The 26,263-nt window shown below is 74.5% G+C and carries 23 protein-coding genes; 16 read left to right on the forward strand and 7 right to left on the reverse strand.

The features are described from left to right. Positions 1-47: 47 nt before the first annotated feature. Positions 48-1,022, forward strand: coding sequence for a lipoyl synthase (lipA, locus tag ACWIX6_RS15020; protein WP_448613238.1), 975 nt, complete (start codon positions 48-50; stop codon positions 1,020-1,022). A 143-nt stretch (positions 1,023-1,165) separates the two neighbouring features. Then, entirely contained in the window at positions 1,166-2,050 is an 885-nt protein-coding gene (locus ACWIX6_RS15025) for a DUF4191 domain-containing protein (RefSeq protein WP_448613239.1), read from the forward strand. A gap of 128 nt (positions 2,051-2,178) precedes the next feature. Here ACWIX6_RS15025 and ACWIX6_RS15030 read toward each other — a convergent pair whose 3' ends face one another. Then, a complete protein-coding gene (locus tag ACWIX6_RS15030; RefSeq protein ID WP_448613240.1) occupies positions 2,179-2,601 on the reverse strand; it encodes an RDD family protein in 423 nt (140 codons plus the stop codon). Between the two features lie 123 nt (positions 2,602-2,724). Here ACWIX6_RS15030 and glnA point away from each other — a divergent pair, with 123 nt between their 5' ends. After that, positions 2,725-4,158, forward strand: a complete 1,434-nt coding sequence (gene glnA / locus ACWIX6_RS15035; protein WP_448613241.1) for a type I glutamate--ammonia ligase — start codon at positions 2,725-2,727, stop codon at positions 4,156-4,158. Positions 4,159-4,314: 156 nt separating this feature from the next. Continuing rightward, on the forward strand, positions 4,315-4,530 hold the full coding sequence (locus ACWIX6_RS15040) for a DUF1918 domain-containing protein (protein WP_448613242.1): 216 nt from the start codon (positions 4,315-4,317) through the stop codon (positions 4,528-4,530). Between the two features lie 51 nt (positions 4,531-4,581). Here ACWIX6_RS15040 and ACWIX6_RS15045 read toward each other — a convergent pair whose 3' ends face one another. Continuing rightward, positions 4,582-5,091 (reverse strand): DoxX family protein, encoded by a 510-nt coding sequence (locus tag ACWIX6_RS15045; protein WP_448613243.1) that lies wholly within the window; start codon positions 5,089-5,091, stop codon positions 4,582-4,584. Between the two features lie 96 nt (positions 5,092-5,187). Between ACWIX6_RS15045 and ACWIX6_RS15050 the strand changes: the two genes are divergently transcribed. Next, positions 5,188-5,772 (forward strand): TetR/AcrR family transcriptional regulator, encoded by a 585-nt coding sequence (locus tag ACWIX6_RS15050; RefSeq protein WP_448613244.1) that lies wholly within the window; start codon positions 5,188-5,190, stop codon positions 5,770-5,772. Between the two features lie 3 nt (positions 5,773-5,775). Here ACWIX6_RS15050 and ACWIX6_RS15055 read toward each other — a convergent pair whose 3' ends face one another. The 4 genes from ACWIX6_RS15055 to ACWIX6_RS15070 form a co-directional block, all read right to left on the reverse strand. After that, entirely contained in the window at positions 5,776-6,525 is a 750-nt protein-coding gene (locus ACWIX6_RS15055) for an ANTAR domain-containing protein (RefSeq protein WP_448613245.1), read from the reverse strand. Between the two features lie 223 nt (positions 6,526-6,748). Next, positions 6,749-7,222, reverse strand: coding sequence for a hypothetical protein (locus ACWIX6_RS15060; RefSeq protein WP_448613246.1), 474 nt, complete (start codon positions 7,220-7,222; stop codon positions 6,749-6,751). Positions 7,223-7,336: 114 nt separating this feature from the next. Next, positions 7,337-8,758 carry an ATP-binding protein gene (locus tag ACWIX6_RS15065; RefSeq protein WP_448613247.1) on the reverse strand — a complete coding sequence of 474 codons (1,422 nt, stop codon included), beginning with the start codon at positions 8,756-8,758 and terminating at the stop codon, positions 7,337-7,339. Then, positions 8,755-9,429 carry a response regulator transcription factor gene (locus tag ACWIX6_RS15070; RefSeq protein WP_448613248.1) on the reverse strand — a complete coding sequence of 225 codons (675 nt, stop codon included), beginning with the start codon at positions 9,427-9,429 and terminating at the stop codon, positions 8,755-8,757. The genes ACWIX6_RS15065 and ACWIX6_RS15070 overlap by 4 nt, the downstream gene beginning before the upstream one ends. Positions 9,430-9,864: 435 nt before the next feature. Here ACWIX6_RS15070 and ACWIX6_RS15075 point away from each other — a divergent pair, with 435 nt between their 5' ends. The 11 genes from ACWIX6_RS15075 to ACWIX6_RS15125 all read left to right on the forward strand — a co-directional run bounded on the left by ACWIX6_RS15075 (position 9,865) and on the right by ACWIX6_RS15125 (position 24,913). After that, positions 9,865-13,314 (forward strand): glycogen/starch synthase, encoded by a 3,450-nt coding sequence (locus tag ACWIX6_RS15075; protein ID WP_448613249.1) that lies wholly within the window; start codon positions 9,865-9,867, stop codon positions 13,312-13,314. After that, a complete protein-coding gene (locus ACWIX6_RS15080) occupies positions 13,311-14,333 on the forward strand; it encodes a phosphotransferase (protein WP_448613250.1) in 1,023 nt (340 codons plus the stop codon). Before ACWIX6_RS15075 ends, ACWIX6_RS15080 begins: the two co-directional genes overlap by 4 nt. Next, a complete protein-coding gene (locus ACWIX6_RS15085; RefSeq protein WP_448613251.1) occupies positions 14,330-16,276 on the forward strand; it encodes an ABC transporter ATP-binding protein in 1,947 nt (648 codons plus the stop codon). The genes ACWIX6_RS15080 and ACWIX6_RS15085 overlap by 4 nt, the downstream gene beginning before the upstream one ends. Continuing rightward, positions 16,273-17,466: a phosphotransferase gene (locus ACWIX6_RS15090; protein ID WP_448613252.1), complete on the forward strand. Its 1,194-nt coding sequence runs from the start codon at positions 16,273-16,275 to the stop codon at positions 17,464-17,466. The genes ACWIX6_RS15085 and ACWIX6_RS15090 overlap by 4 nt, the downstream gene beginning before the upstream one ends. Continuing rightward, complete coding sequence (locus ACWIX6_RS15095; protein WP_448613253.1) at positions 17,463-18,491, forward strand: phosphotransferase; 1,029 nt, start codon at positions 17,463-17,465, stop codon at positions 18,489-18,491. The genes ACWIX6_RS15090 and ACWIX6_RS15095 overlap by 4 nt, the downstream gene beginning before the upstream one ends. Then, a complete protein-coding gene (locus tag ACWIX6_RS15100) occupies positions 18,488-19,483 on the forward strand; it encodes a phosphotransferase enzyme family protein (protein WP_448613254.1) in 996 nt (331 codons plus the stop codon). Before ACWIX6_RS15095 ends, ACWIX6_RS15100 begins: the two co-directional genes overlap by 4 nt. Positions 19,484-19,824: 341 nt before the next feature. Continuing rightward, positions 19,825-20,613: an ABC transporter ATP-binding protein gene (locus ACWIX6_RS15105; protein ID WP_448613255.1), complete on the forward strand. Its 789-nt coding sequence runs from the start codon at positions 19,825-19,827 to the stop codon at positions 20,611-20,613. Further along, positions 20,601-21,548 carry an ABC transporter ATP-binding protein gene (locus tag ACWIX6_RS15110; protein ID WP_448613256.1) on the forward strand — a complete coding sequence of 316 codons (948 nt, stop codon included), beginning with the start codon at positions 20,601-20,603 and terminating at the stop codon, positions 21,546-21,548. The genes ACWIX6_RS15105 and ACWIX6_RS15110 overlap by 13 nt, the downstream gene beginning before the upstream one ends. Beyond that, complete coding sequence (locus tag ACWIX6_RS15115; RefSeq protein ID WP_448613257.1) at positions 21,545-22,435, forward strand: branched-chain amino acid ABC transporter permease; 891 nt, start codon at positions 21,545-21,547, stop codon at positions 22,433-22,435. Before ACWIX6_RS15110 ends, ACWIX6_RS15115 begins: the two co-directional genes overlap by 4 nt. Then, positions 22,428-23,666, forward strand: a complete 1,239-nt coding sequence (locus tag ACWIX6_RS15120) for a branched-chain amino acid ABC transporter permease (RefSeq protein ID WP_448613258.1) — start codon at positions 22,428-22,430, stop codon at positions 23,664-23,666. The genes ACWIX6_RS15115 and ACWIX6_RS15120 overlap by 8 nt, the downstream gene beginning before the upstream one ends. Beyond that, the gene (locus ACWIX6_RS15125; RefSeq protein ID WP_448613259.1) at positions 23,663-24,913 is read left to right on the forward strand and encodes an ABC transporter substrate-binding protein; all 1,251 of its coding nucleotides are present in this window, start codon (positions 23,663-23,665) and stop codon (positions 24,911-24,913) included. Before ACWIX6_RS15120 ends, ACWIX6_RS15125 begins: the two co-directional genes overlap by 4 nt. Positions 24,914-25,090: 177 nt before the next feature. Here ACWIX6_RS15125 and ACWIX6_RS15130 read toward each other — a convergent pair whose 3' ends face one another. After that, positions 25,091-26,263 carry an MFS transporter gene (locus ACWIX6_RS15130; protein ID WP_448613260.1) on the reverse strand — a complete coding sequence of 391 codons (1,173 nt, stop codon included), beginning with the start codon at positions 26,261-26,263 and terminating at the stop codon, positions 25,091-25,093.

The following is a 26,263-nucleotide window of genomic DNA, read 5'->3' on the forward strand; positions in this document are numbered from 1 at the left end:
CGTCGCCGTCAGCGGTCCCCCCGCCCGCCGGGGGTACCGTGCTGGCCATGAGCGAGGCGCCGACGACCAGCCCGGGGACCCCCTCCACCATCGAGCCGGCCGGCCGGAAACTGCTCCGCCTCGAGGTCCGCAACAGCCAGACCCCCATCGAGCGCAAGCCCGAGTGGATCAAGACGAAGCTCCGGACCGGCCCCGAGTACACCGAGCTCAAGTCGCTGGTGCGCCGCGAGGGGCTGCACACGGTCTGCGAGGAGGCGGGCTGCCCCAACATCTACGAGTGCTGGGAGGACCGCGAGGCGACCTTCCTCATCGGCGGTGACCAGTGCACGCGGCGCTGCGACTTCTGTCAGATCGACACCGGCAAGCCCGCCGACTTCGACGCCGACGAGCCGCGCCGGGTCGCCGAGAGCGTCGCCACGATGGGCCTGCGGTACGCCACCGTCACCGGGGTCGCCCGGGACGACCTGCCCGACGGCGGTGCCTGGCTCTACGCCGAGACGGTCCGCCAGATCCACCAGCAGGTCCCCGGCTGCGGCGTCGAGCTGCTCATCCCGGACTTCAACGCCGACCCCGACCAGCTCGCCGAGGTCTTCTCCTCGCGCCCGGAGGTGCTGGCGCACAACGTGGAGACCGTCCCGCGGATCTTCAAGCGGATCCGCCCGGGCTTCCGGTTCGAGCGCTCGCTGTCGGTGATCACCGCGGCCCGCGAGGCCGGCCTGGTCACCAAGTCCAACCTCATCCTCGGGATGGGCGAGGAGCCGGCCGAGGTGGTCGAGACCATGCAGGCGCTGCACGAGGCCGGCTGTGACCTGCTGACCATCACCCAGTACCTGCGGCCCAGCGTCCGGCACCACCCGGTGGTGCGCTGGGTCAAGCCGGAGGAGTTCGTCGAGTTCTCCGCCGAGGCGGAGCGGATCGGCTTCGCCGGGGTGCTGGGCGGCCCGCTGGTACGCAGCTCCTACCGGGCCGGGCGGCTGTACCAGCAGGCCGCCGAGGCCCGCGGGCTCGCCGTCACCCGCTGAGGCTGCCCGTCGGCCCCGCTGCGGGGGGCGGGCCGACAGCGGCCCCGGTGCAGGGACCGCGCCGCGCCTCGGCCCGCCGCAGGGGCCCGCCGCGAGCTCGCGAGCGGCGGGGGGCGGCGGGTCCTTCAACTATCCTCGACGTCATGGCGCGCAGCAGGTCCACCGACAGCTCCTCCCCCGCCGGTGCCGCCGGCCGCGGCCCGGCCGGTGGCGTCCCCGGCCGAGGGCGGAGCGGCGCGACCGCCGTGGGCGCGACGGCGACCGGGGCCAAGGAGCCCAAGGGCAGCGGCAGGGGGAAGCCGGCCAAGTCACCCAAGCTGGGCAAGGACGGCAAGCCCAAGGTCTCCCGGCTGCGCAAGCTGAAGAACCAGGCCGCCATGATCCGGCAGGCCTACTCCCTCACCTACCGCAACGACCGCCGGCTGCCGTGGCTGATGCTCATCGCCTTCGTGGTGGTCTTCGCCGTGGTCGAGGTGCTGGGCATCGTGTTCGACGCGCCGTTCCTGGTCCTGCCCATCGCCCTGCTGCTCGGTCTGCTCGCCGCCCTGGTGGTCTTCGGCCGGCGCGCGCAGGGGTCGGCCTACCGGCAGGTCGAGGGCCAGCCGGGCGCCGCGGCGTGGGTGCTGGAGGGCATGCGCGGTGACTGGCGCGTCTCCTCCGGCGTGGCCGGGACCCGAGAGCTGGACGCCGTCCACCGAGTGCTCGGCCGGCCCGGGGTGATCCTGGTCGGCGAGGGCAACGCGCAGCGGGTGCGCGCGCTGATCGCCGCGGAGAAGCGCCGGATCGCGAAGGTCGTCGGGGACACCCCCATCTACGACGTGAGCGTGGGCGACGCCGAGGGCCAGGTGCCGCTGAAGAAGCTGAACACCCACGTGGTGAAGCTGCCCCGCAACCTCAGCGCCGGAGAGGTCAACGCGCTGGCCAAGCGGATGTCCGCGCTCGGCGGCGCGCGCCCGCCGGTGCCGGGCGGCCCGCTGCCCGGGGGCCGGCAGATGTCGGTGAGCCAGCGGCAGGTCCGCCGGCGGTAGTCCTGCCGGGCTCGCTCGGCTCCGCGGGCCCGGCGCGGGGCCGGAGGCTCCCGCCGGGAACGCGGCCAGCGGCTCGACGGCGGCCGGGACGGCACCTGGCCGCGGTGCGATCCGGGAGGATCGCTTTGTCACCGCGTCCTGACGACGGCGGTGTCGGTCAGCCGGTCGTGCAGGCCGCGGCCGTCGGCGTCGACCACCAGGGCGGGCACCAGCAGGCACAGCAGCGCCGTGCGGACGACGGCCCGCCACGGCGCCAGCCGCCGGTCCGGCTGGGGGTGGGCCAGCCGGAGGCCCAGCAGCCGCATGCCCGGGGTCTGACCGGTCGCCATCAGGTACACCGTGGTGATCGCCGCGAACGTCAGCAGGCTCCAGTTGCCGGGCGGTTCCGGGGCGGTGACCAGCCCGGTGAGCAGGGCCGCGGCGGCGGCGTCGACGAGGAACGCGCCGATCCGCTGCCCGAAGCCGGCGAGCGACCCCGGGCCCTCGGCCGGCAGCCCCAGCGCTGCGCCCCGGACCCGGGGCTGGGAGGGTGGTGCCGGCTCTGCTGCCATGCCCGTGAGGGTAGAGGCGACACGCCGGAGGGCGACGTTACGGCGACGAAACACGGGGGTCACCCCCGAGCAACTCCGCGCTCGTAGCGTCGTCCGAGCTGGCCGTCCACTCCCGGAGGATCGATGTTCAACAGTCCCGACGAGGTCACCGCGTACATCCGCGACAACGACGTGAAGTTCGTCGACGTCCGGTTCTGCGACCTGCCCGGCGTCATGCAGCACTTCACCATCCCGGCGGAGACCTTCGGTCCGGACACCTTCGCCGACGGGCTCGGCTTCGACGGCTCGTCGATCCGCGGGTTCCAGGCGATCAACGAGTCCGACATGCTGCTGCTGCCCGACGCGAGCAGCGCGTTCGTGGACCCGTTCCGCACCTACAAGACGCTGAACGTCAACTTCTTCATCCACGACCCGATCACCCGCGAGGCCTACAGCCGCGACCCGCGGAACGTGGCCAAGAAGGCCGAGGCCTACCTGGCCAGCTCTGGCATCGCCGACACCGCCTACTTCGGGCCGGAGGCGGAGTTCTACGTCTTCGACTCGGTGCGGCACAACACCGCGATCAACGAGGGCTACTACCACATCGACGCGGTCGAGGGCTCCTGGAACTCTGGGTCGCTGACCGGCGAGAACGGTGGCCCCAACCTGGGCTACAAGACCCGCCCCAAGGGCGGCTACTTCCCCGTCGAGCCGATCGACCACCAGAGCGACCTGCGCTCGGCGATGATGGTCAACCTGGCCAACGCCGGGCTGGAGCTGGAGCGCGGCCACCACGAGGTGGGCACCGGCGGGCAGGCCGAGATCAACTACAAGTTCGACACGCTGCTGCGCTCGGCCGACAGCCTGATGCTGTTCAAGTACATCATCAAGAACACCGCCTGGGCCGCCGGCAAGAGCGCCACCTTCATGCCCAAGCCGCTGTTCGGTGACAACGGCTCGGGGATGCACTGCCACCAGAGCCTGTGGAAGGACGGCGAGCCGCTGTTCCACGCCGAGACCGGCTACGCGGGACTGTCCGACACCGCGCGGCACTACATCGGCGGGCTGCTCACCCACGCCCCGTCGCTGCTGGCGTTCACCAACCCCACGGTGAACAGCTACCACCGGCTGGTCCCGGGCTACGAGGCCCCGATCAACCTCGTCTACTCCGCCCGCAACCGCTCGGCCTGCACCCGCATCCCGATCTCGGGCGACAACCCGAAGGCCAAGCGCATCGAGTTCCGGGTGCCCGACCCGTCGGCGAACCCCTACCTCGCGTTCTCGGCGATGCTGATGGCCGGCCTCGACGGCGTCAGGAACAAGATCGAGCCGCCGGCGCCGGTCGACAAGGACCTCTACGAGCTGCCGCCCGAGGAGGCCCTGGGCATCGAGAAGGTGCCGGCGTCGCTGGACGCCGTCCTCGACCGGCTGGAGGTCGACCACGACTACCTGCTCGACGGTGGCGTGTTCACCTCCGACCTGATCGAGACCTGGATCGAGTACAAGCGGGAGAACGAGATCGACCCGATCCGGCTCCGCCCGCACCCGCACGAGTTCGCGATGTACTACGACATCTGAGTCGTCGGCCCCGCTCCGGGGCGCAGGTCCACACAGCTCCCGTCAGGGTCCTCCGGGACCCCGGCGGGAGCTGTGTGCGTCTCTGCACGCGGGGCCCTTGGCAGGGCCCCTCGACCGTCCTAGCGTCGGACCCACAGCCTGCGAGGAGGGCCGGTCATGTACGCAGAGGTGGGCAACTGGCTGGTGGTGACGCGTCACGCCCTCGACGTCCCGGTCCGGTACGGCCGGATCGTGGAGGTCTCCCACGCGGACGGCAGTCCCCCGTACGTCGTCCGCTGGCACGACGAGGACCAGACGAGCGTGGTGTTCCCCGGTCCCGACGCCGTGGTCATGGACCGTCCACCGGCGGCGCACAGCCCGCGCCCCGCCTGACGCTCCCGGGACGCACCCGGCAGCTCGTGGAGTCGTGGCCGAGCGCGATGGTCACGGCGTCGGAACGGGGTCCGGCGAGCGGACCCCGCTCCCGGCACCGCGCTGCCGTCCGCGGCTGAGGGCGGCCCAGACGGCGACGGTCGCGGCGAGGAACACGAGCTGCAGCACCGTGCGGGCGCCGAGCGGCGTCGGCGGCTCGCCGTCGATCCCGGCGCCGGACAGGGCGGCGTGGACGTTGGCCGGGAACACCGCGACCAGCAGTCCGGCCAGGCCGGCCGCCGACCAGCGCGCCGTGGGTCGCCACAGCAGCCCGGCCGCCCCGGCCAGCTCCAGGACCCCGGTCACGGTGACCAGCAGCCCGGGCGCCGGCAGGGCCGGGGGCACCATCGCGACGAGGTCGTCGCGCAGCAGCACGAAGTGGGTGATGCCGGTCAGCGTGAACATGGCGGCCAGGCCACCGCGCAGCGCGGTCGTCCAGTGCCCGGTCAGCGACCGCGTGGTGGCGGCGGCGCCGAGGAGGACGGCGCCGGTCGCGCCGATCAGGACGTACAGGGGAGCCATGGCGGCACACCTCCGAGAGCGAGGACTTGACACCGACTAGATTCCCTCGGGGCAACTGTCTTGTCAACGTCAAGATGCACCGCCTAGGGTCTGGCCATGGCCGACCGCCCCTACCACCACGGAGACCTCCGGCGTGAGCTGCTGCGCTCGGCGGCACAGCTGATCGAAGAGGTGGGACCCGCGCACGTCAGCCTCCGTGAGCTGGCCCGCCGGGTCGGCGTCTCGCACGCCGCGCCGGCGCACCACTTCGGCGACAAGGCGGGACTGCTGACCGCCGTCGCCGCCGAGGGGTTCCTGCTGCTGGCCGACCGGCTCACCGAGGCGCTGGAGCGCACCGGGGACTTCCTGGAGGTGGGTGTCGCCTACGTCGAGTTCGCCGTCACCCACCGGGCCCACTTCGAGGTCATGTTCCGGCCGGACCTCTATGACGCGACCTCCCCGGACCTCCGGGCGGCCCGCGAACGGAGCAGCGCCGCGCTCTACGGCGGGGTCGGGACGGTCCCGGGCGGAGCGACCGGACCCGGCACGAGGACCGCCGGACTCGCGGCGTGGTCCATCGTGCACGGGTTCGCCAGCCTGTGGACCACCGGCGCGCTGCCCGCGGACCTGGGCCCGGACGCCGCGGCCGCGGCGCGCCAGGTGGCCGGCGTGCTCTTCGCCCGCCCGGCAGAGCAGGGCTAGCGGTCAGTCCGGACTGCGCGGCCCCCGGGGTGGGGCCAGCTCACCGGTCTCCACGACCTGCTCGGCGACGTCCCACACCCCCACGTGCGTGCGCATCGACACCAGGACGAGCGCCTGGAACGCCTGGTCGGCCGAGATCCCGTGCCGCTCCATCAGGATGCCCTGGGCCTGCCCGACGGAGGTCCGCGACCGCAGCACCACGGAGAGGTCCCGACCCTGGGCCACGGCCGCGGCGTAGTCGTGCATGTTGGCCACGGCCACCGCGGCGTACGCGGCGAAGCGGTCGACCGCCGCCCTGCCCGCCGGGTCGCCCGAGAAGGCCCGGGGCTGCCGGGCGTAGAGGTTCAGGCCGGCCCCCCACTGCTGCTCCGGGATCGGCAGCGGGACCGAGAGGGAGCTCAGGCAGCCCGCCTCGACGGCGACCCGCAGGTGGTCCGGCCACCGGGGGTCCGACCGGGCGTCCCCGACCTCCTGAGGCGTCCGGCGGGCGATGGCCTCCAGGCACGGGCCGTAGCCGCGGCCGTACTGGCTCTCGTCCAGCCGCCGCGCGAGGTCGCCGGCGAACGCGACGGTCCCGGGCCTGTCGTCGGCGAGGAGGCTCACGGACGCGGCCACGTCCCCGGGCAGGAGCCCCCGCGCCAGGTCACAGACCCGCTGCAGCACCGACTCCATCGAGTTGTCCAGCAGGGACATCCCGGCGAGCTGCTCGAACGCCGCGTCCAGGTCCGTCGCGGCGCTCTCGTCCACCGACATGGGATGCGCTCCGGTCCGCGACCGGGGGTCCGGCGGCCGCATGCTCGTGCGGACCCGTGGCCCGGTCCACCACCACGCCGCGTCCTGACGTGGTGTCCGCGTCACGAGGACGCCTCCGGACGCTACCGCGCTCGGGGGCCGCGGGACCGGGTCGGCAGCCCGCGACGACCGCCGCGACGGCGGCCGGCCCCGCCGGGGACTCCCGACGGGGCCGGCCGGGAGCTCAGTTGGTCGTGGTGCCCTCCTCCGCGGGAGCCTCGGTCGACTGGTCGGTCGCGGCACCGTCGTCCTCGCACTCGCCCGGGCCCCCGCGCCCGCCGCGGCCGGGACCGCCGGTCTCCGTGCCGGTGACCGCGAAGTCCTCGCCCACCAGCACGGTCAGCCGCTCGCCGTCCGCGGTGACGACGTGCGACTCGTAGACCCCGCCGGAGTCGGTCTCGCTGCGCTCGATGTCGGCGTCGGGGTACGCGGCCAGCACGGCCGCCTCGACCTGCGTGCGGACGTCGCCGGTCAGCGCCTCCTCGTCGCCCCGGCCCGGCCGGGGGTCCTCGGCCGACGTCGAGCTGTCCGTCCCGCCGGAGGTGTCCTCGGCAGCGCCGGCGGTGACGGTGCCGGCGAGCACGCCCCCCGCGACCAGACCCCCGGCCACCAGCCCCAGGGCCCCGCCGTACCGCTTCCACGTCTTCGTGTCGGACATGTCCATCCTCTCTCGGTCGCGGCCCGCCGCCGGGCCGCCGTCCACCCACCGTGGAGCCGGTCGCTGAGGACGGGCTGTGCGCAGGGGCGGGCGCACGCTGTGCGTCGGCCGCGCTCAGCCGTCGGCGGGGGTGGTCCGCTCCGGTTCCGGTCCGGCCGGCAGGTGGAGGGTCACCGAGAGCCCCCGCCCGGCCGGCGGGTCGGCGATGTCCACGCTCCCGTGGTGCGCGGCCGCCACCGAGGCGACGATGGCCAGGCCGAGCCCGGCACCACCGCCGGTCCGGGCCCGGTCGAGCTGGGTGAAGCGCTGGGTGATCCGGGCGCGGTCCTCGGCGGGGACGCCGGGGCCGTCGTCGGTGACGCTGATCGCGGTGCCGTCCGACCGCTGGCTGATGGTCAGGGTCACGTGCCCCCCGTCGGGGGCGTGCCGGACGGCGTTGTCGAGGAGGTTGGCCACCGCCCGCGCCAGGGCCCGGCGGTCGGCGCGGACGACGGCGTCCCCGGTGCTGGTCACGGTGATCCCCCGCCGGTGCGCCAGGGTCCGGAACCCGGGCAGCAGTCCGTCGGTGACCTCGGCGACGTCGAGCAGCGTCCGATCGGGCCCGGGCCCCGCGTCCGCGCGGGCCAGCACCAGCAGGTCGTCGATCAGGCGGCCGAGGCGGTCGCTCTCCTCCAGGGCGCTGTCCAGGGACCGGGCCAGCTCCTCGTCCGCGGCGTGGCTGCGCGCCAGCTCGAGCTCGGCGCGGAGGATGGCCAGCGGCGTGCGCAGCTCGTGGCTGGCGTCGGCGGTGAAGTCCCGCTCCCGGCGTCGCGCCTCCTGGATCCGGGCCAGCAGGCCGTTGAGCGTCGTCCCCAGCCGGTGCACCTCGTCCCGGGACGGGGGCAGGGCCAGCCGCGGCGAGGGGTCCGAGGCGCTGACCGCGTCGGCGTCCGCGGTCATCCGGGCGATCGGGCGCAGCCCCCGCCGGGCCACCAGCCATCCCGCGATGCCGGCCAGCAGGCCGGCCAGCGGCGCCATCACCAGCGCCAGGCGCAGCAGGCCGGACTGGGCGTCGCGCACCTCGTCGAGCTCGGCCACCACGACGAGCACCTGGTCGTCGGGCCGGCCGAGCGGGAGGGCGAGCGCGCGCTGCACCTCCTCGTCGTCGCGGACGTCGACGAACAGGCTGCCGTCCCGCACCGCCGTCCGAGCCTGGTCCGGCGAGAGCAGGGGGGTGGAGCGCAGCCCCGGTCCCGAGCCGCTGAGCACCCGCCCGTCCGGGGTGACCACCTGCGTCTCGAACTCCGGTGACTCCACCCCGCCGAGCTCCCGCTCGTCGATGTCGTCGGCGTCGACCCCCTGGTCGGAGAGGTACTCGGCGGCGGCGACCAGGGTCCGGTCGACCTCCCCGCGCAGGATCTGGCCCAGCCCCCAGTGGGCGAGCGGCGTCAGGACGGCCAGCACCCCGACGAACACGACGGCGAAGGTGCCGCCCAGCCGCACGCTGATCGGCAGCCGGCGCAGCACCTCCCGCGGGTGCCGCGGCAGCCGGCTCACGGCGGGCCCTCCAGGCGGTACCCGGCGCCGCGGACGGTGTGGATCAACGCCACGCCGAACCGGCGGTCGATCCGGTCACGGAGGTTCTTCACGTACACGTCGACGACGTTGGAGCCGGCGTCGGCGGTCGGTCCCCACACCGCGTCGTGCACCTCCTGGCGGCTGACCACGGTGCCCTGACGCCGCAGCAGCAGTTCGAGGACGGCGAACTCGCGCGGCGACAGGTCCACGGGGCAGCCGGACACCCGCACGGCCCGGGTGGCCGGCTCCAGCTCCAGCGGCCCGCACCGCAGCCGCTCCTGGCGGGACCGGCTGCCCCGGCGGATCAGTGCGCGCACCCGGCTGAGCAGCTCGGTCAGGGCGAACGGCTTGACCAGGTAGTCGTCGGCGCCGGCGTCCAGGCCGCGGACCCGGTCGTCGACCGCGTCGCGGGCGGTGAGCACCAGGACCGGCGTCCACACGTCGTCCTCGCGGAGCCGGCGCAGCACCTCGAAGCCGTCGAAGCCGGGGAGCAGCACGTCCAGGACGACGGCGTCGTAGGCCCCTCCCCCGGCCGCGTCCAGCGCCGCGGGCCCGTCCCCGGCGAGATCGACGGCGTAGCCCGCGTCCTCCAGGCTCTGCCGCAGCAGCGCCTGCATCTTGGCCTGGTCCTCCACCACCAGCACCCGCACGACCGCCTCCTCCGGTGCCTGCCCAGTGTGCGAGCTGCACCGGGCCGGGCCAACACCCGCGCGCACGCTCCGACACCGACACGCCCGCTCGATGAGGATTTCTTCATCAACTCCCTTGGAACGGGACCAGCCCCGTCACTACGCTCCGTGGTGCACCACGAGTTCACCGGAACGTCACGTCGAGGTCCTGGACAGGGCCCGGACCGTGAGGGGTGACCGACTGTGACGAGAGCTGGACGGCGCACGGCGGGGTGGCCGCGACTGCCGTGGGTCGACGTCCCCTGCGCCGGCCTGTCCCCGCCCCGCCCGCGGAGCACCGCGCCCCGCTGACCCGGCGGCGCCCCGACCCGACCTCCGTCGGCGCTCGACGTGTCGAGCGCCGAGTTCGACGCGCTCCCGAGACGCACCTGCACACCTGACCGAAGGTGGCCAGCGGTGGACGACCCGACTCCGCTCCGACCGAGGCGCGTGCTGTTCGCCAGCGCCGAGGCCTATCCGTTCGTGAAGGCCGGCGGGCTGGCCGACGTCAGCGGCGCGCTGCCCAAGGTGCTGGCCCGGTCGGGCATGGACGTCCGCCTCGTGCTCCCGGGCTACCGCGCCCTGGACGGGATCCCGGTGGGGACCCTCGACGTCCCGCTGGGTCCGTTCACCGAACGGGTGGTGGTCCACCGGGTGGCGCGACGGGACGGGGTCGACGTGCTCGCCCTCCGGGTCGAGGGCTGGTTCGACCGGGACGTCCCGTACGGCTACTCCGACGACGACGTCCTGCCCTTCGTGCTCTTCTCCAAGGCGGTCACCGCGCTGGCCGCCCAGGACGGCTGGCGTCCCGACGTCGTCCACTGCAACGACTGGCACACCGCCCTGGTGGCCCAGGAGGCCCGGCAGGGGCCGCACGCCGACGTGCTGGCGCGCACCGGCGTCGTCCTCACCATCCACAACATCGCCTACCGCGGACCGGTCGGCGTGGCCACCGACGAGCTCATCGGGCTGCCACCCGCCGGCAGCCTGCTGGAGCGGGGCATCGCCTTCGCCGACCAGGTGAACACGGTCAGCCCCCGGTACATGCAGGAGATCCTCACCCCGGCGCAGGGCGGCGGGATGGAGGACCTGCTGCGGGCCCGGGGCGGGGCGGTGCGGGGCATCCTCAACGGCGTCGACTACGAGGAGTTCTCCCCCGAGCGGGACCCCTGGATCGACCCGCGCTACGACGGCTCGTACGTGATGGGCAAGCGGGCCAACAAGCTCGCCCTCCAGCGGTCCAGCGGCCTCGACGTGGCGCCGGACCGGCCGCTGCTCGGCATGGTCGCCCGGCTGGTGCCGCAGAAGGGGGTCGGCCTGCTGTGCTCGGCGCTGGACGGCCTCGTCGCCCGCGGCGCCCAGGTCCTGGTCATGGGCGAGGGCGAGGCCCGCTACCGGCGGGAGCTCCTGGCCGCGGTCCGCCGGTTCCCCGGCAGCGTGGCGTACCACCCCACCGCCCAGGAGGGCCTGGCCCGCCGGGTGTACGCCGGTGCCGACCTCTTCCTCGCCCCGTCGGTGTTCGAGCCGTGCGGCCTGACCCCGCTGATCGCCCTGCGCTACGGCACCATCCCGGTCGTCCGCCGGACCGGGGGCCTGGCCGACACGGTGACCGACTACGCCGAGGACCCGGCGACCGGGCTGGGCTTCGTCTTCGCCCACCGCCGGGTCGCCTCCCTGCTGTCGGCGGTGGACACCGCGCTGGCGGTGTACCGGCGTACGCCCGAGTGGCAGCGCCTGCAGCAGCGGGCGATGGCGGCGGACTTCTCCTGGCGCGCGCCGGCCGCCGAGTACGTGCGGCTGTACGAGGCGGCCCTGCGGCTGCGCTCCCACCCGGCGCCGTCCCGGCCGGTCGGGACCCCCGGGGTCCGCCGGGCCCGGCCCCGGACCCGGCCGGCACCGCTGCCCCTGGCCCTGGTGCACCACGCCAACCAGTACGTGGTCACCGACGGCTATCCCGACCGGGAGGGCCTCGGCTCGCTGGTGACCGGCTACTCCGCCCTGCTGCAGGCGCACGAGCGCTACCGCATCCCGGTCAACCTGCACCTGTCCGGGACGCTGGTGGAGGCGGCCGCCTGGTACCACCCCGGGTTCCTGGACCAGGTCCGGCGGCTGCGGGACAGCGGCCTGCTGTCGCTGGTCGGCGGCACGTACGCGGAGAACGTGCTCACCGCGTTCGACCCAGAGTTCAACCGCCGGCAGCTGCAGGAGCTCTTCTGGCTCTACCGGCGGCACCTGGGCTGCCGGCCGGCGGACCTGGACATCTGCTGGGTGCCCGAGCGGGTCTGGGACACCGACCGGCTCGCCGGGGTGCTCACCGACCCGACGCTGCCGAACGGCGGCTACCGGTACGTGCTGCTCGACGACCGCCTGCTCTACCCCACCGACGGTGTCTACGGGGGCAGCGACCGGGCCGACTTCGACGGCGGGGACCCGGCCAGCCCGCCACCGGCCGACGCGCTGCGCCCCTACGCGATCGCCGGCGGCGATGGGCTCCAGGTGGTGCCGATGTCCACCCGGCTGCGCTACTGGATCCCCCCGGAGGACCGCAGCCACTGGCGCAGCCTGTCCCGGGTCGCCGAGCTGACCACCGCGCCCGGCGACGACACCGTGCTGGTCTACGCCGACGACATGGAGAAGAGCGCCGGTGTGGGGCCGTGGCACCCCAGCGCCCTGGACCGGTACGAGACGTTCCTGCGCTGGCTCGCCGCCCAGCCCACCCTGGCGCCGGTGTCCCTGCCGGCGTGGCTGCGGCAGCGCCGGCGGGCGCCCGCCGTCCGGTCGGTCGAGCCGGGGACGTTCGTGGAGCTTGCGCAGGACTGGCACGCCGGGGAGGACTACCGGGGCTGGCACCAGGACCAGGCGTGGCTGCCCTACCAGGCGCACTTGGCCCGCGCCCGGGCCGCCGTGGACGACGCCGACGCCGAGCCCCGGTTGGCCGCGCTGGCCTGGAAGCACCTGCTGGCCTCGGCCTACGAGACCGCCTGGCACGACACCGACCGTCCGGAGCGCCCTCCCGCCGCGTGGGCCAAGGCGGTGGCCAGCCACGCCCGCGCGTCCACCGTGCTGATGGCCGCCGCCCGCTGGTGCGGACAGCCGGAGCGCCCCCTCGGCGCGGAGCTGGTCGACCTCGACGACGACGGCGTGCCCGAGCTGGTCCTGCGCAACGAGCGGCTGTTCGCGGTGTTCGCCCCGGCCTTCGGCGGCCGGCTGGTGTACCTCGCCACCATCGACGAGGGGGTCGGCGGGACGCTGGTGGTGGGCAACCCGACCGACGACTGGAACCGCCAGGAGGCGATGAACCGGTACATGGACGTCCCGGCCAACCACCCCGGGGCGCTCGCCGACCTCGGCGCCGTCCACGACCGTCACGAGGTGACGCTGCACGTCGCGGACGGCACCGTCGTCGCCGAGCTGGAGGACGTGCAGGAGGACAGCCCGCTGTGCGGGCTGCGCAAGCGGATCGCGCTGGACGCCGGTGCGTCGACGTTGCTGATCGGCTACGACCTGCCGCTGGACGCGCCCGGTCTGACCGTCGAGACGTGCCTGTCGCCCGACTACCACCGGCTGCTCCGTGAGGGGGCCGGCGCGCTCCGCCGTGAGCAGGGACGGACCTGGTGCGGCGCGCGCACCGGTGAGGTCCGCGGGTGGGTGGCGCTGGCCGACGACGAGGACACGACGTGGTGCGCACCGGCCGGGCCCGGGCCGGGCCACGGCGTGCTGGTCCGGGTGCGCGCCGACGCCCGGACGTTCCACCTGCTCATCGGGGTCGGACCGGTGGACGACGACACGGCTGGCCGGGCGCTCCGCGCGGGGCGGGCGCAGCTGGCCGGGCTGACCGCGCCGACCGGGGCGGGGGCCGGCCGGTGACCACCGACACCGGCGCCGCGCCGGGCCTGGACCGGGACGCCCGGCGGGCCGAACGGCTGGCGGCCGCGCAGGCGGTGCTCGGCTCGCCGCCACCCCTGCAGGCGCTGGGCCTGGACCGGGTCGCGGTCCTCGACGGCTCGGTCGTGCACGCCTCCCGCAGCCGGCCGGTCGTCCGGTGGGTCGTGACCGCCGAGTCCGCGGCCGGGCCGGTGTCCCTGACGGTGATCGGCAAGGCCTACCGCAAGGGGGGCGGCGAGGACGCCGCACGGCTGCTCGACCGGCTGCGCCGGGCCGGGCTGGACCACCCCCGGCTCCAGGTCCCCCGGCCCTTCGGCTACGACCCGGCCCGCGCGCTGCTGGCCCAGGAGGAGGCACCGCCGCTGACCCTGCGGGCCCTGCTCGAGGCGGATCCGGCGCCGGACCGGCCGACCGTCGAGCGGGTGGGCGCCTGGCTCGCCCGGCTGCACGCCGTGGACGGCGTCGAGGTGCCCGCGCTGGCCGGGGACTTCGAGCGGCGGAAGCTGACCGAGTACACCGCTGCCCTCGCCGCGCTGCTGCCGGCGGCGGCGGACCGGCTGGCCGCGCTGACCGAGGAGACCCTGGCCGGCCTCGGCCGGGACACCTCCGCCCGGGTGGTGACCCACGGCGACTTCCAGCCGGGCAACATCCACCTCGACGCGGAGCGCGTGGTGGTGATCGACTTCGACCGCGCCGCGTACGCACCGCCGGCCCGCGACCTGGGCCACTTCATCGGCCAGACCCTGACGATGGGCGCCTCGTGGCACGGCGACCTCGGGGCGGCCGCCGGGTGGGTCGACGCGTTCCTGGGCGGCTACACCGCCGCCGGCGGCAGCGCGACGGCCGTCGCGGCGGCGCCGGCGTACGTGGCCCGCACCTTCGCCGAGGTGCTCTTCTACCGGCTCGTCGTCCGGCCGGTCCGGGACCAGTCGTTCGTGCCCGCCTGGCTCGAGGCGTGGGCGCGCTGCCTGGACTCCCGGCTCCCGGGCGTCGGCCCATGAGGGCCCGCCCCGGGCGGAGGACCGGGTCCACCGCCGCGCGGCCGCGGGTCATGGGCGCCGGGGAGGTGCTGCGGACCTTCGCGCCCTACCTGCGACCGCAGTGGCCCGGCTGGGTGCTGGCCGCCGTGCTGGCCGTCGCCGGGACCGCCGTCGGCCTGCTCAAGCCCTGGCCGCTGAAGTACCTCTTCGACGAGGTGCTGCTGCCGGCCGGCGAACCGGGGCGGCAGGACGTGCAGGGCGTGCTGGTCCTGATCGTGCTGGCGCTCGCCGGCATCACCGTCCTGGACTCGCTGGTGGGTGCGGCCCGCAGCTACACGCTCACCGTCGTCGGCGAGCGGGTCGCCGGCGCCATCCGGACCAGGCTGTACACCCACCTGCAGCGGCTGTCGCTGGACTACCACGACCGGACGCCGACCGGGGAGCTCACCACCCGGCTGACCGGCGACGTGGACAAGGTGCGGGCGCTGCTCACCGGCACGCTGGTCGACGCGGTCACCAACGTGCTGACGCTGATCGGCATGGCCGGGATCCTGCTCAGCCTGGACTGGCAGCTCAGCGTGGCCATGCTGCTGGTGCTGCCGGCGCTGCTCCTGACGGTCAGCCGCTTCCGCGCCCGCATCCGCACCGTCGAGGAGGACGCGCGCGAGATCGAGGGCGACCTCGCGGCCGTCGCCCAGGAGTCGCTGACCGCCGTCAAGCTGATCAAGTCCCTCGGCCGGGAGGCGCACGAGTCGCAGCGGTTCGCCCGGCGGTCCGAGGCCTCGGTCGAGGCCGTGCTGCGCTCCTCACGGACGACGGCCGCCTTCGTGTCCGCGATCGACGTGGTGGTCGCCGTCGCCGTCGCCGGGCTGGTCTGGCTCGGCGCGAGCCGGGTGATCGCCGGCGCGCTCACCCCCGGCGACCTGCTCATCTTCACGTCCTACCTGCGCGACTTCTTCGCCCCGACCCGGGCGCTGTCGAAGCTGCCGGCGCAGCTGACCCGGGCCGGGGTCCGCGCGGCGCGGATCGCCGACACCCTCGCGGTGGTCCCGACCGTCGTCGACCGGCCCGGCGCGGCCGTCGCCGGCCCGCCGCGCCGCGCGCTGCGGATGGACGGGGTCACCTTCGGCTACACGCCGGACCGGCCGGTCCTGCGCGGGGTGGACCTCACCGTGCCGGTGGGCCGGACGCTGGCCGTCGTCGGCCCCACCGGTGCCGGCAAGTCGACCGTCGCCGCGCTGCTGTGCCGCCTGCAGGACCCCACGGAGGGCCGGGTGCTGCTCGACGACGTGGACCTGCGCGACCTGACCAGCGAGAGCCTGCGCGCCCAGGTCGGCCTGGTCCTGCAGGAGGCCATGCTCTTCCGGGCCTCCGTCCGGGAGAACATCGCCTACGCCCGGCCCGACGCGTCGATGGCCGACATTGAGCACGCCGCGCGCCTGGCCCAGGCCCACGACTTCGTGACCGCCCTGCCGCAGGGGTACGACACGGTCCTGGCCGAGCGCGGGACGACGTTGTCCGGCGGGCAGCGGCAGCGGCTGGCCCTGGCCCGCGCCGTGCTGCACGACTGCCCGGTGCTCGTGCTCGACGAACCGACCACCGGCCTGGACGCGCGGTCCGAGCACGCGGTGCTGCGCGCCCTGCGCCGGGTCAGCGCCGGCCGCACGACGGTGGTCATCACGCACCGGATGGCGGCCGCCATGGTCGCCGACGAGATCGTCGTCCTGGACGGGGGCCGGGTGGTGGAGCGTGGCGTCCACCAGCAGCTGGCCGCTGCCGGCGGGCTGTACGCCGAGATGTGCCGGCTCCAGGGCCTGGTGACCCACCGGTTCGCGGTCAACGGACACGGCCGGCCGGGTGTCGGCCGGCACGCCGCCCCCGCCCTCCCCGAGGAGGAGGAGGAGGCGGCGGCGGCGGCGGCGGTGGCCGACCGCACTCGCCACCCGAGGAGCGTCATCCCATGACCCTGCCCGGCACCGATGCGGTCGGTGGCCTGCCCGGCGCACCGGTGGTCCCGGACGAGCCGTTCCCGGAGTCCGTGCACCGGCAGGGCGGGCGCGGCCCCCGTGCCGCCGTCGACGAGGCGGCGATGGTCGAGGCGCTCGCAGCGGCCTACCCGCTGGGCCGGTGGCGGTCCTGGCGGCCGACCGAGCTGGGCTCGTCGAACGAGAGCTGGTTCGTCGAGACCGACGCCGGCAGCGTGGTGCTCCGCCGCTCGCACCCGCTCAAGACGGTGGCCGGCGCCCGGTTCGAGTGCGCCCTGCTCGACGTCCTGCGCAGGCACGGCTACCCGGCACCGGAGGTCCTGCACACCCGCGACGGAGGGACCACCGTCGAGCTCGACGGCGCGCTGCACATGGTGATGCGCCGGCTGCCCGGCACCGGCTACGACCCCGCGTCCCCCGGGCACCTGGCCGCGGCGGCCCGCGGCCTCGCCCGGTACCACGCGATCGTCTCCGAGCTCACCGTGCCGGGGTCCGCGGACCCGTCCTTCCTCGTGGCCCGCCTCGGCCCGGCGGGACAGGCGGGCCTCGCCGCCGCCGTCGACGTGGTCGCACCGCAGCTGGGGACGGACACCCGGGAGACGATGCGGGAGCGGGCGCGCTCCCTGGCGGGTGCCATGGAGCAGGTGCACCGGGAGCTCGGCGCGGTGCAGGACCGGCTGACCACGGTCGTCGGGCACGGCTCCTACGGGCCGTCGGCGCTCCTGCTGGTGGAGGACCGGCTGTCCGGGGTGGTGGACTTCGACCGGGCCGCGTACGACCTGCTCGGTCTCGACCTGGCCTACGCGCTCGACGCCTTCTGCCGCCCCGGTGCTGTCCGGCGGGCCGGGGTCGGCCTCGACCTCCGGCTGACCCGCGAGTTCCTGCACCACTACCGGGCCGGGTCCCCCGTCGTGGACGCCGACCTCGGGTTCCTCCCCCACCTGCTCCGGGCCCAGCGGCTGGAGAAGGTGCTGAAGAAGTGCGACAACGTGCTGACGATGCAGCTGGTCGCGCCCGGACGACCGAAGAACGTCGACAGGTTCGCGCGCATGCTCGAGGCTGAGTGCGTACGCGTGCAGTGGCTGGAGCAGGACCCCGTGCAGCACCTGACGCAGGACCTCCCCCGAGAGCTTCCCCATGACCTCGCCACGACCACGGAGGACCCATGACCGGCACCGACACCCTCAACCCGACCCGCCAGGTCAAGCAGGAGCAGACCGCCCGGGCGCAGCGCGTGTGCTCGCCGGAGTTCCTGGACCGGCACGTCCGCCCGCACCTCGACCCGTCGGCGGGTGGCGAGTGGAGGACCCGGGTCATCCAGCTCGACGGCACCGGCGCCGCGACCGTGCGGGCCGAGCTGGACGGCGACCGGCCGGTGTTCGCCAAGCTGTTCGCGTTCGCCGACGGACCGGCGGTGCACGCCAAGCTGCAGGCACTGCGGGAGTCCGGGCTCGGCGCGGGCTCGCCGTACCAGGTGGTGGAACCCCTGGCCTGGGTGGACGCCGAGGAGGTCCTGCTGTGCCGAGGCGCACCCGGCTCCCCGATCTCCGAGCTGCTCGGCGGGGACCCCGACGTGCTCGCCGCCGCCACCGGACGGGCCGGGCACTGGCTGGGCCGGCTGCACGGGTCGCCGGTGCGCATCGGACGACCCCAGTCCCTGCTGGTGACCGGGGAGCTGACCAGCGTCGCCCGGCGGCTGGTGAAGGTCGCCGCCGACCACCCCGGCTACGTCCGGCTGGCCCGCGCGCTGCTCACTCAGCTGGACGCGCTCACCTACGACACCGTCGACGGCCTGGTGGCCCAGAGCCACGGCCAGTTCCGGCCCATCCACACCTTCCTGGCACCCGACGTGGTCACGGTCATCGACCTGGACCGCAGCGCGCCGGCCGACCCGGCCCGCGACGTGGCCGAGTTCCTGCACCGGCTGCGGCTCGGCGTGCACAACGCGACCGGGGACATGAGCCGGGCCGACGCCGCCTGCGCCACGTTCCTCGCCGCCTACCGGGAGTCCGCCGGCGGTGACGAGCACCTGGTCAACCTGCGGTTCCACTGGGCGCGGTACGTCCTGCACAGTCTCAACGGACGGATCAAGACCGACGAGTCCACCTACACCGACGAGGCCGGCGGCAACGCGGAGTTCGAGCTCTTCAGGGGTGAGTTCGAGCGCATCGTGCAGGGGCGGGCCGGCGCGTGACGGCGACGACCGAGCCGCTGCTGGACCGCGTCGGCGAGCCCCTCCCCCTCCCGGAGCTCGCCCGGCTGTGGCCGCTGGGCGGCTGGCGGTCGGTCAGCCCGGTCACGGGGGGCAAGAACGAGCACCTGCGGCTGACCGCCGGGGACGGCGTCCACTACCTCCGGCGCTCCTACCGGTCCAAGCCGCCCGAGGAGCTGGCGGCGCAGCTGCGGTTGATGCGGCTGCTGCGGAGCCGGGGCTTCCCGGCCCCGGAGCTGGTCCGGTCCGGAACAGGGGCGGACGTCGAGGTCGTGCACGGCAGGCTGTGGACCGTCACCCGCGGCGTCGCCGGCAGCCCCTTCGACGACGGCTCGATCGCCCACCTGCGGGCACTGGGCTCGGTGGTCGCCCGCTACCACCGGGTCGTCGTCGACCTGCCCGCCGCCGTCCGCGAGCCGCCGGTGCTCGCCGAGCTGCGCGCCCGCACGGCGGCGGCCGACCCGGACCCCGCGCTCGCGGCCCGGGCCGCCGGCGTCGTCGACCGGCTGACCGCCCTGCTCCCCGACCTCCCCCGGCTGGTGGTGCACGGGGGCGCCCGCCGCGGCAGCCTGGTGTTCGACGGGGACGAGGTGGTCGGCGTCCTGGACTTCGACAGCGCGCACGCCGACGTGCGCGTGCTCGACCTGGCCGTCGCCGTCCACGACGTGGGCAAGGTGTACACCCGGCTGGGCGAGGACGACCACAAGGTCGCCCTCGACCTCGACCGGGTGGCCGAGGTGCTCGCCGCCTACCGGGCGGAGCTGACCCCCACCCCGGCCGAGGTCGAGGCGCTGCCCCTGCTGCTCGAGGCCAAACGGCTCAAGCGGGCCCTCGGGCGCCGCGGCCGGGCCCGGGACGGGGAACGGCTGTCGCCCAACGACCACGCCAAGATCGCCCTCGAGGACAGCCGGCTGCACTGGCTGGACCAGCACGGGACGGCGCTGACGGCGGTGTGCCGGCAGGCGCTGGCCTGAGGCCGCCGGCCTGAGGCCACGACGTCCTCGGCCGGCTCGACCGCGCGCCACCCGGTCGGCCCCCGCCCACCCCGACGTCCAGGGATCAATGGCGGTCGGACCCACTCCCCGGCGGCCCCGCGTGTGGCCCGGGACCACTTTCCGCACGCAAGGTCGCAGTAGGGCAACGATGTGATGCAGGTCGCTCGTTCCTTGGTAGCGTCCCGCCCCAACGCTCCACGCCGTGGACCGGGTGGCTCACCCCTGCCCGGCCGGACGTGCGTGGCACACGGCGGCTGCCGGCGACCGGGTCCCCCGTCGTCCGGCTGCCGCGACCTACGGACGACAGAGAGGCGGCGCCCATGCTGAGCATCGACGCGCTCCACGTGACCTACGGCGGGGCGGTGCAGGCCCTGCGCGGGATCTCCATGGAGGTCCCCGACGGCAAGGTGGTCGCGGTGCTGGGCAGCAACGGGGCCGGCAAGACCACACTGTTGCGCACCATCTCCGGGACGCTGAAGCTGCACCGGGGGAAGGTCGACAGCGGCTCGGTCCGGCTCGGCGACGTGGACATGGTCGGCCGCGACCCCGGGCAGATCGTCCGGCTCGGCGTGGTGCAGGTGCCGGAGGGCCGGCGCATCTTCGGCCGGCTCACCGTCGAGGAGAACCTGCGCGCCGGCGGCATGGGCAACCGGGACAAGGCCGCCAAGGCCACGGCCCAGCAGCGGGTCTACGACCTGTTCCCGGTGCTCAAGGAGCGCAGCTCGCAGCGCGGGGGCCTGCTGTCCGGCGGCGAGCAGCAGATGCTGGCCATCGGCCGGGCGCTGATGGCCAGCCCCAAGCTGCTGCTGCTCGACGAGCCCTCCCTGGGCCTGGCGCCCCGGATCATCGGCCAGATCGGCGAGGTCGTCGCCGAGATCAACCGGCAGGGCACCTCGGTGCTGCTGGTCGAGCAGAACGCCACCATGGCGCTGGGGGTGGCCGACCTCGCCTACGTTCTCGACGTCGGCGAGGTGTCGCTGTCGGGCAACGCGCGCGAGCTGGCCCAGACCGACGAGGTGCAGCGGCTCTACCTCGGCCACGACGCCGACCAGCCGCAGGAGCGCAGCACCTCCACCGTCCGCCGCACGCTCTCCCGGTGGACGGCGTGACCGTCTCGGGCGCCGTCGAGGCGCAGACCCGGTCCGACGTCCCGCCGGTCGAGGTCGAGCACGTCAGCGTCCGGTTCGGCGCCATCAAGGCGCTGTCCGACGTCTCCTTCACCGTGGTCCCCGGCGCCATCCACGCGATCATCGGCCCCAACGGCGCCGGCAAGTCCACGATGTTCAACGTGCTGTCCGGGGTCTACCAGGCAGCCGAGGGCGAGGTCCGGTTCGGCGACGCCCGGCTGGACAAGATGCGGCCCTACCAGATCGCCGGCATCGGGGTGGCCCGCGCCTTCCAGAACATCGCCCTGTCCGGGGCCCAGTCGGTGGCCGAGAACCTCATGCTCGGCCGGCACCACCTGACCAAGGCCGGCTTCATCGCCGCCGGCCTGCGGCTCCCGCGCGCCACCCGGGAGGGCAAGCGGCACGGCGAGCGGGTCGCCGAGATCGCCGACTTCCTCGACCTCGGGGACAAGCTGCACACCCCGGTCGGCGTGCTGTCCTACGGCGACCAGAAGCGGGTCGAGGTGGCCCGGGCGCTGTGCACCGAGCCGCGGCTGCTCCTCCTCGACGAGCCGGTGGCCGGCATGAACGCCGAGGAGACCACCCGGATGGCCGAGGCGATCCGGGAGATCCGCTCCGCGCTGGGCATCTCGATCATCCTGGTCGAGCACGACATGGGCATGGTCATGTCGCTGGCCGACCGGGTCACCGTGCTCGACTTCGGCCGCCGGATCGCCGACGGCACCCCGGCCGAGGTGCAGGCCGACCCCGAGGTCATCCGGGCCTACCTGGGCTCGGGCGACGAGATCGACCCCTCCGAGGCCGCCGCCGCACACGAGGCGGCCGCCTCCGACACCGCCGAACGGCCCTCCGACCCGCACGCGGCCGACCACTCCTCCGCCGACCGCGACACCGACACGCCAGGGGCCCGCTCGTGACACAGTTCCTGTCGTTGCTGCTCAACGGCATCTCGCTGGGCGTCCTGTACGCCCTCATCGCCATGGGCTTCGTGATCATCTTCAAGGCCAGCGAGGTCGTGAGCTTCATGCACGGCTCGCTGCTGCTGCTGGGCGCCTACGCCATCGCGCGGCTGTCCGGGCCGCTCGGGTTCTTCCCGGCCATCCTGATCGGGATGGCGATCACCGCGCTGGTGGCCATCGTCGTCGAGCGGCTGATCATCAACCGGCTGCGCGGCGCGCCGGTGATCAGCCTGGCCATCGTCACCATCGGCGTGGACATCATCCTGCTCACCGAGCTGATCCGGCGGATCGGCTCGGACATCCTCAACGTCCCCCACCCGTGGGGCGGGGAGTCCGTCCGTCTCGGTGGCGTGGGCATCAGCCAGAACCGCCTCATCGCCATCTTCGTGGCCGCGCTGCTCATCGCGCTGTTCTTCGCCGCGTTCAAGTACTCCAACTGGGGCATCGCGATGCGCGCCTCGGCGGAGGACGGCGAGACGGCCGCGTTGATGGGCATCCGGCAGGGCCAGGTGTCCGCGCTGGCCTGGGTGGTCGCCGGCGTGCTGGCCGCCGTCGCCGCGCTGTTCCTCGTCGGCTCCCCCACCCCCGGGGTGACCCCCGCCGCGTACGCGGTGGCCCTGCGCGCGTTCCCGGCCGCCATCCTCGGCGGCCTGGACTCCGTGGGGGGCGCGCTGGTCGGCGGGCTGCTGATCGGCATCGCCGAGGCACTCGCGGCCGGCTACCAGGACCAGCTGCTGTTCCTGGGCCGCGGGTTCAGCGCCGTCGTCCCCTTCATCGTGATGATCGCCGTGCTGCTCTTCCGGCCGTCGGGGCTGTTCGGGACCAAGGAGCTGACCCGTGTCTGACTCGACCGCCACCGCCGCGTCCCCGGCTCGGGGCGCCACCCGCGCGGCCTCGCGCCGGGCGGCCGCCGGGCCCCGCCGCTCGCTGCTGCGGACCGCCCTGCTGGTGGCCCTGGTCGTGGTGCTGCTGCTGGTCCCGATCTACGTCGAGGAGTTCTGGCTGCGCACCGGCTTCGCGGTGTTCGGCGCCGTCGTCGGGGCCATCGGCCTGAACCTGCTGGTCGGCACCACCGGCCAGCTGTCCCTGGCCCATGCCTTCTTCCTCGCCGTCGGCGCGGTCAGCTACGTCTACGTGTCCGGCGAGCCCGGGGGCATCGGCGTCGCGCAGCTGTCCGGCCTCGGGCTCCCCCCGGTCCTCGGGATGATCGTGGGCGTCCTCCTCGCCGGGCTCGCCGGGCTGCTCTTCAGTCCGCTGGCGGCGCGGCTGCGCGGCATCTACCTGGGTGTCGCCTCGCTGGCCCTGGTCTTCATCGGCGTCCACGTGCTGAACGCCTGGACGTCGGTCACCGGCGGCTTCAACGGTCGCGCGGCCCCGGAGTTCTCGCTGTTCGGGTTCACCTTCGGCAGCCGGAACCCGGAGCTGTACGTCCTCGGCGTCCCGTTCCGCGAGGCCGAGCGGCTGTGGTACCTCGGGCTGGTCCTGGCCGTCGCCGCCTACCTGTTCGCCCGCAACCTGCTGCGCAGCCGGCCCGGCCGCGCGCTGCAGACCCTGCGGGACAGCGAGGTCGCCGCGTCGGTGATGGGCGTCAACGTGCAGGGCTACAAGGCCCGCGTCTTCCTGGTCAGCTCGATGTACGCCGGGCTCGCCGGGGTGATGTACGCGTTGTCCATCGGCAGCATCGCGCCGGAGTCCTTCGGCCTGGAGGTGTCGATCCTCTACCTCGCCATGATCGTGCTCGGCGGGCTGGGGTCGGTGAACGGGGCGGTGCTGGGCGCGATGTTCGTCAGCGCGCTGCCCCTGGTCTTCCAGCGGTACGCCGACGTCATCCCGTTCGTGGGCGGGCAGGGCGAGGGCGGCCTGGCCGCCGGCGAGGCCGCACGCTTCCTGTTCGGCCTGGCGATCATCCTCGTCATCCTCTTCGAGCCCGCCGGTCTCGCCGGGATCGCCCGGCGTCTCACCGGCCGGGGGCGCCGCGGCGCCGGTGGCCGCGCACCCGACAGCCGCTCCGGGCCCCCCAGCAGTTCCACCACCACTGTCCCGTCAGAGAAACCAGCACAAGGGAGCACTACGTGAGTCTGAGCAAGCGTTCGACCGGTGTCACCATGCTGGCCGCTGCCCTCGCGGTGGCCGCCAGCGGGTGCAGCACCAAGGCACCGGAGAGCTCGGGTGGCGGCGGCGGCGGTGGGGGCGAGGCCGCGAGCGAGGTCACCACCGACGTCGGCATCGAGGGCACCACCATCAACCTCGGTGTCCTCACCGACCTGACCGGCGTGTTCGCCGCACTGGGCAACGACATCACCAACGCCAACAAGTTGTTCTGGGAGGACAACCAGGTCTGCGACACCTACGACGTCGAGCTCAACATCCAGGACACCGGCTACGTCCCCCAGCAGGGCGTGCAGCTCTACAGCGGCATGAAGGACAGCATCCTCGCGATGCAGCAGACCATCGGGTCGCCGATCAACACGGCGCTGGCGCCGGAGTACGAGGCCGACCAGATCGTCAACTTCCCGTCCGCCTGGTCCAAGACGCTCACCGAGATCCCCGGCACCGGCGTCGTCGGCGCGACGTACGACGTCGAGATCGCCAACGGCTACGACTACCTGTTCCGCGAGGGCCTGCTCCAGGACGGGGCCACCGTCGGCCACATCTACTTCGAGGGCGAGTACGGCGCCAACGGGCTCGCGGGCACCAAGGCCGTGGCGGCCGAGCGCGGCCTCGAGGTGATCGAGGCGCAGATCAAGCCGACCGACCAGGACATGAGCGCCCAGATCACCCAGTTCGCGGCGGCCGGGGTCGACCTGATCGCCCTCACCGTCGCCCCGGGTCAGACCGCGTCGGTGGCCACGGTGGCCGAGGCGCAGGGTCTGGACGTCCCGATCCTGGGCAGCAACCCGGTCTTCGCACCGGGCCTGCTCCAGGGTCCCGCGGCCGCCTGGCTGAAGAGCCACCTGTACGTGGCGTCCCCGGTGTCCTCGTTCGACGCCCACCCGGAGCTGCTCGAGCAGTACCAGGCCGCCTACCCCGACGCGGTGCCCAGCCTCGGCGTGGTCGTCGGCTTCGGCATGAGCGAGATGATGAAGCAGGTGCTCGACGCGGCCTGCGAGAACGGTGACCTGACCCGCCAGGGTGTCCTGGACGCCTTCAACTCCCTCGAGGAGGTCGACACCGGCGGTCTGGTCGTCCCGATCCGGGGCTTCGAGGTGGGCTCGTCGCCGAGCCTGGAGAGCTTCGTCCTCCAGCCCGCCGACGTGCCGGGCGGCGCCAGCGTCCTCGAGGACGCCTTCCAGGGCGAGTTCGCCGAGGCGATCGCCGGCTGACGAAGGACCCCCTCGCCCCCCGCCACTCGCGAGCTCGCGGCGGGACCCGGCGAGGGGGCCACCTCGCCGGGTCCCGCAGCCAGCACGCTGCCGGCGGGACCCTGCAGCGGGGCCGTAGTGGCGGCGCCCCCCTCCCCTTCCGGGAGGGGGCGCCGTCGCGTCGGGCGGGCTCCCCCGTCAGAGCTGTCCGCGGCGGGCGACCGGCAGCAGCCGGACCATCAGCAGGGCCGTGATCCCGGCGGCGGCCACCAGCGGCACCGTGGGCGAGGTCGCCCCGGCGGCGAGGGCGACCAGGTAGGGCGCCGAGAACCCGACGTAGGCACACGCCAGGCACAGCGACGTCAGCGCCCCCCGGCGGCTGGGTGCCGCCAACCGGGCGGTGAGCGTGAGGGCGGCTGCCAGGCACAGCCCGCCGCCGGCTCCCAGCAGCGGGGAGGCGGCCACCAGCCACGGCAACGCACCGGTGGCGGTGTAACCGGCCGCGGTGAGGAAGCCGGCGATCCCCAGCGCGGTGCCGACGACGGCGGTCCAGGCGCCGAGCCGGCGCTGCAGCCCCGCGACCACCGTGCTCGCCCCGAGGGTGACGCCGGCCAGCACGCCGGTGACCAGGACCCCCGCCGCCGGCAGCTCGACGAGCAGCGGCACCGCCGAGACGACCGTCGTGGGCAGCGCGTAGACGCACACCGCGACCGGCGCCAGCACGGTGGCCACCAGCAGACCGTCGCCGGGCCGGATCAGCGGCACCGCCGGCGACCCGCCGGCCCTGCGCCGGCTGCCGGCGACGAGGTCGACGGTCTCGGGCAGCCGCAGGGCCAGGGCCAGCCCGACCGCCACGAGCACCGTGTGGACGAGGTAGGGCAGCACCGTGGGCGCCGGGAGGTACTGGCCGAGCACCCCGCTCACCAGCGGGCCGAGGGAGAAGCCGGCCGTCATGGCGAACGCGGCCCGCCGGCCGCCGGCCCCCTCCCCCGACGCCAGCGACAGCTCCCCGACCCAGGCGCTGCCGACGCTGAAGACGATGCCGCTCACCACCCCCTGCGCGAAGCGGGCGGCGAACAGCAGGGTGAGCGAGTCCCCGGCGGCGGCGAAGGCCAGCGAGGCGATGGCCGACAGCACGATGCCCGGGATGGCCACCCGGCGGCGGCCGAGGCGGTCCGACAGCGGCCCGGCCAGGAACAGCGCGGGCACCAGCCCGGCGGCGTAGCTGCCGAACAGCGCGGTCAGCACCTCCGCCGACAGGTCCAGCCGCTCCTGGTACACCAGCAGCAGCGGGGTGGGGACGTTGGTGCCCGCGGCGACCGCGAACAGCGCGAAGACCGCCCGCTTCCACGTCACCGGCGGGCCGGCCAC

The sequence above is a fragment of the Modestobacter sp. URMC 112 genome, assembly GCF_053502575.1.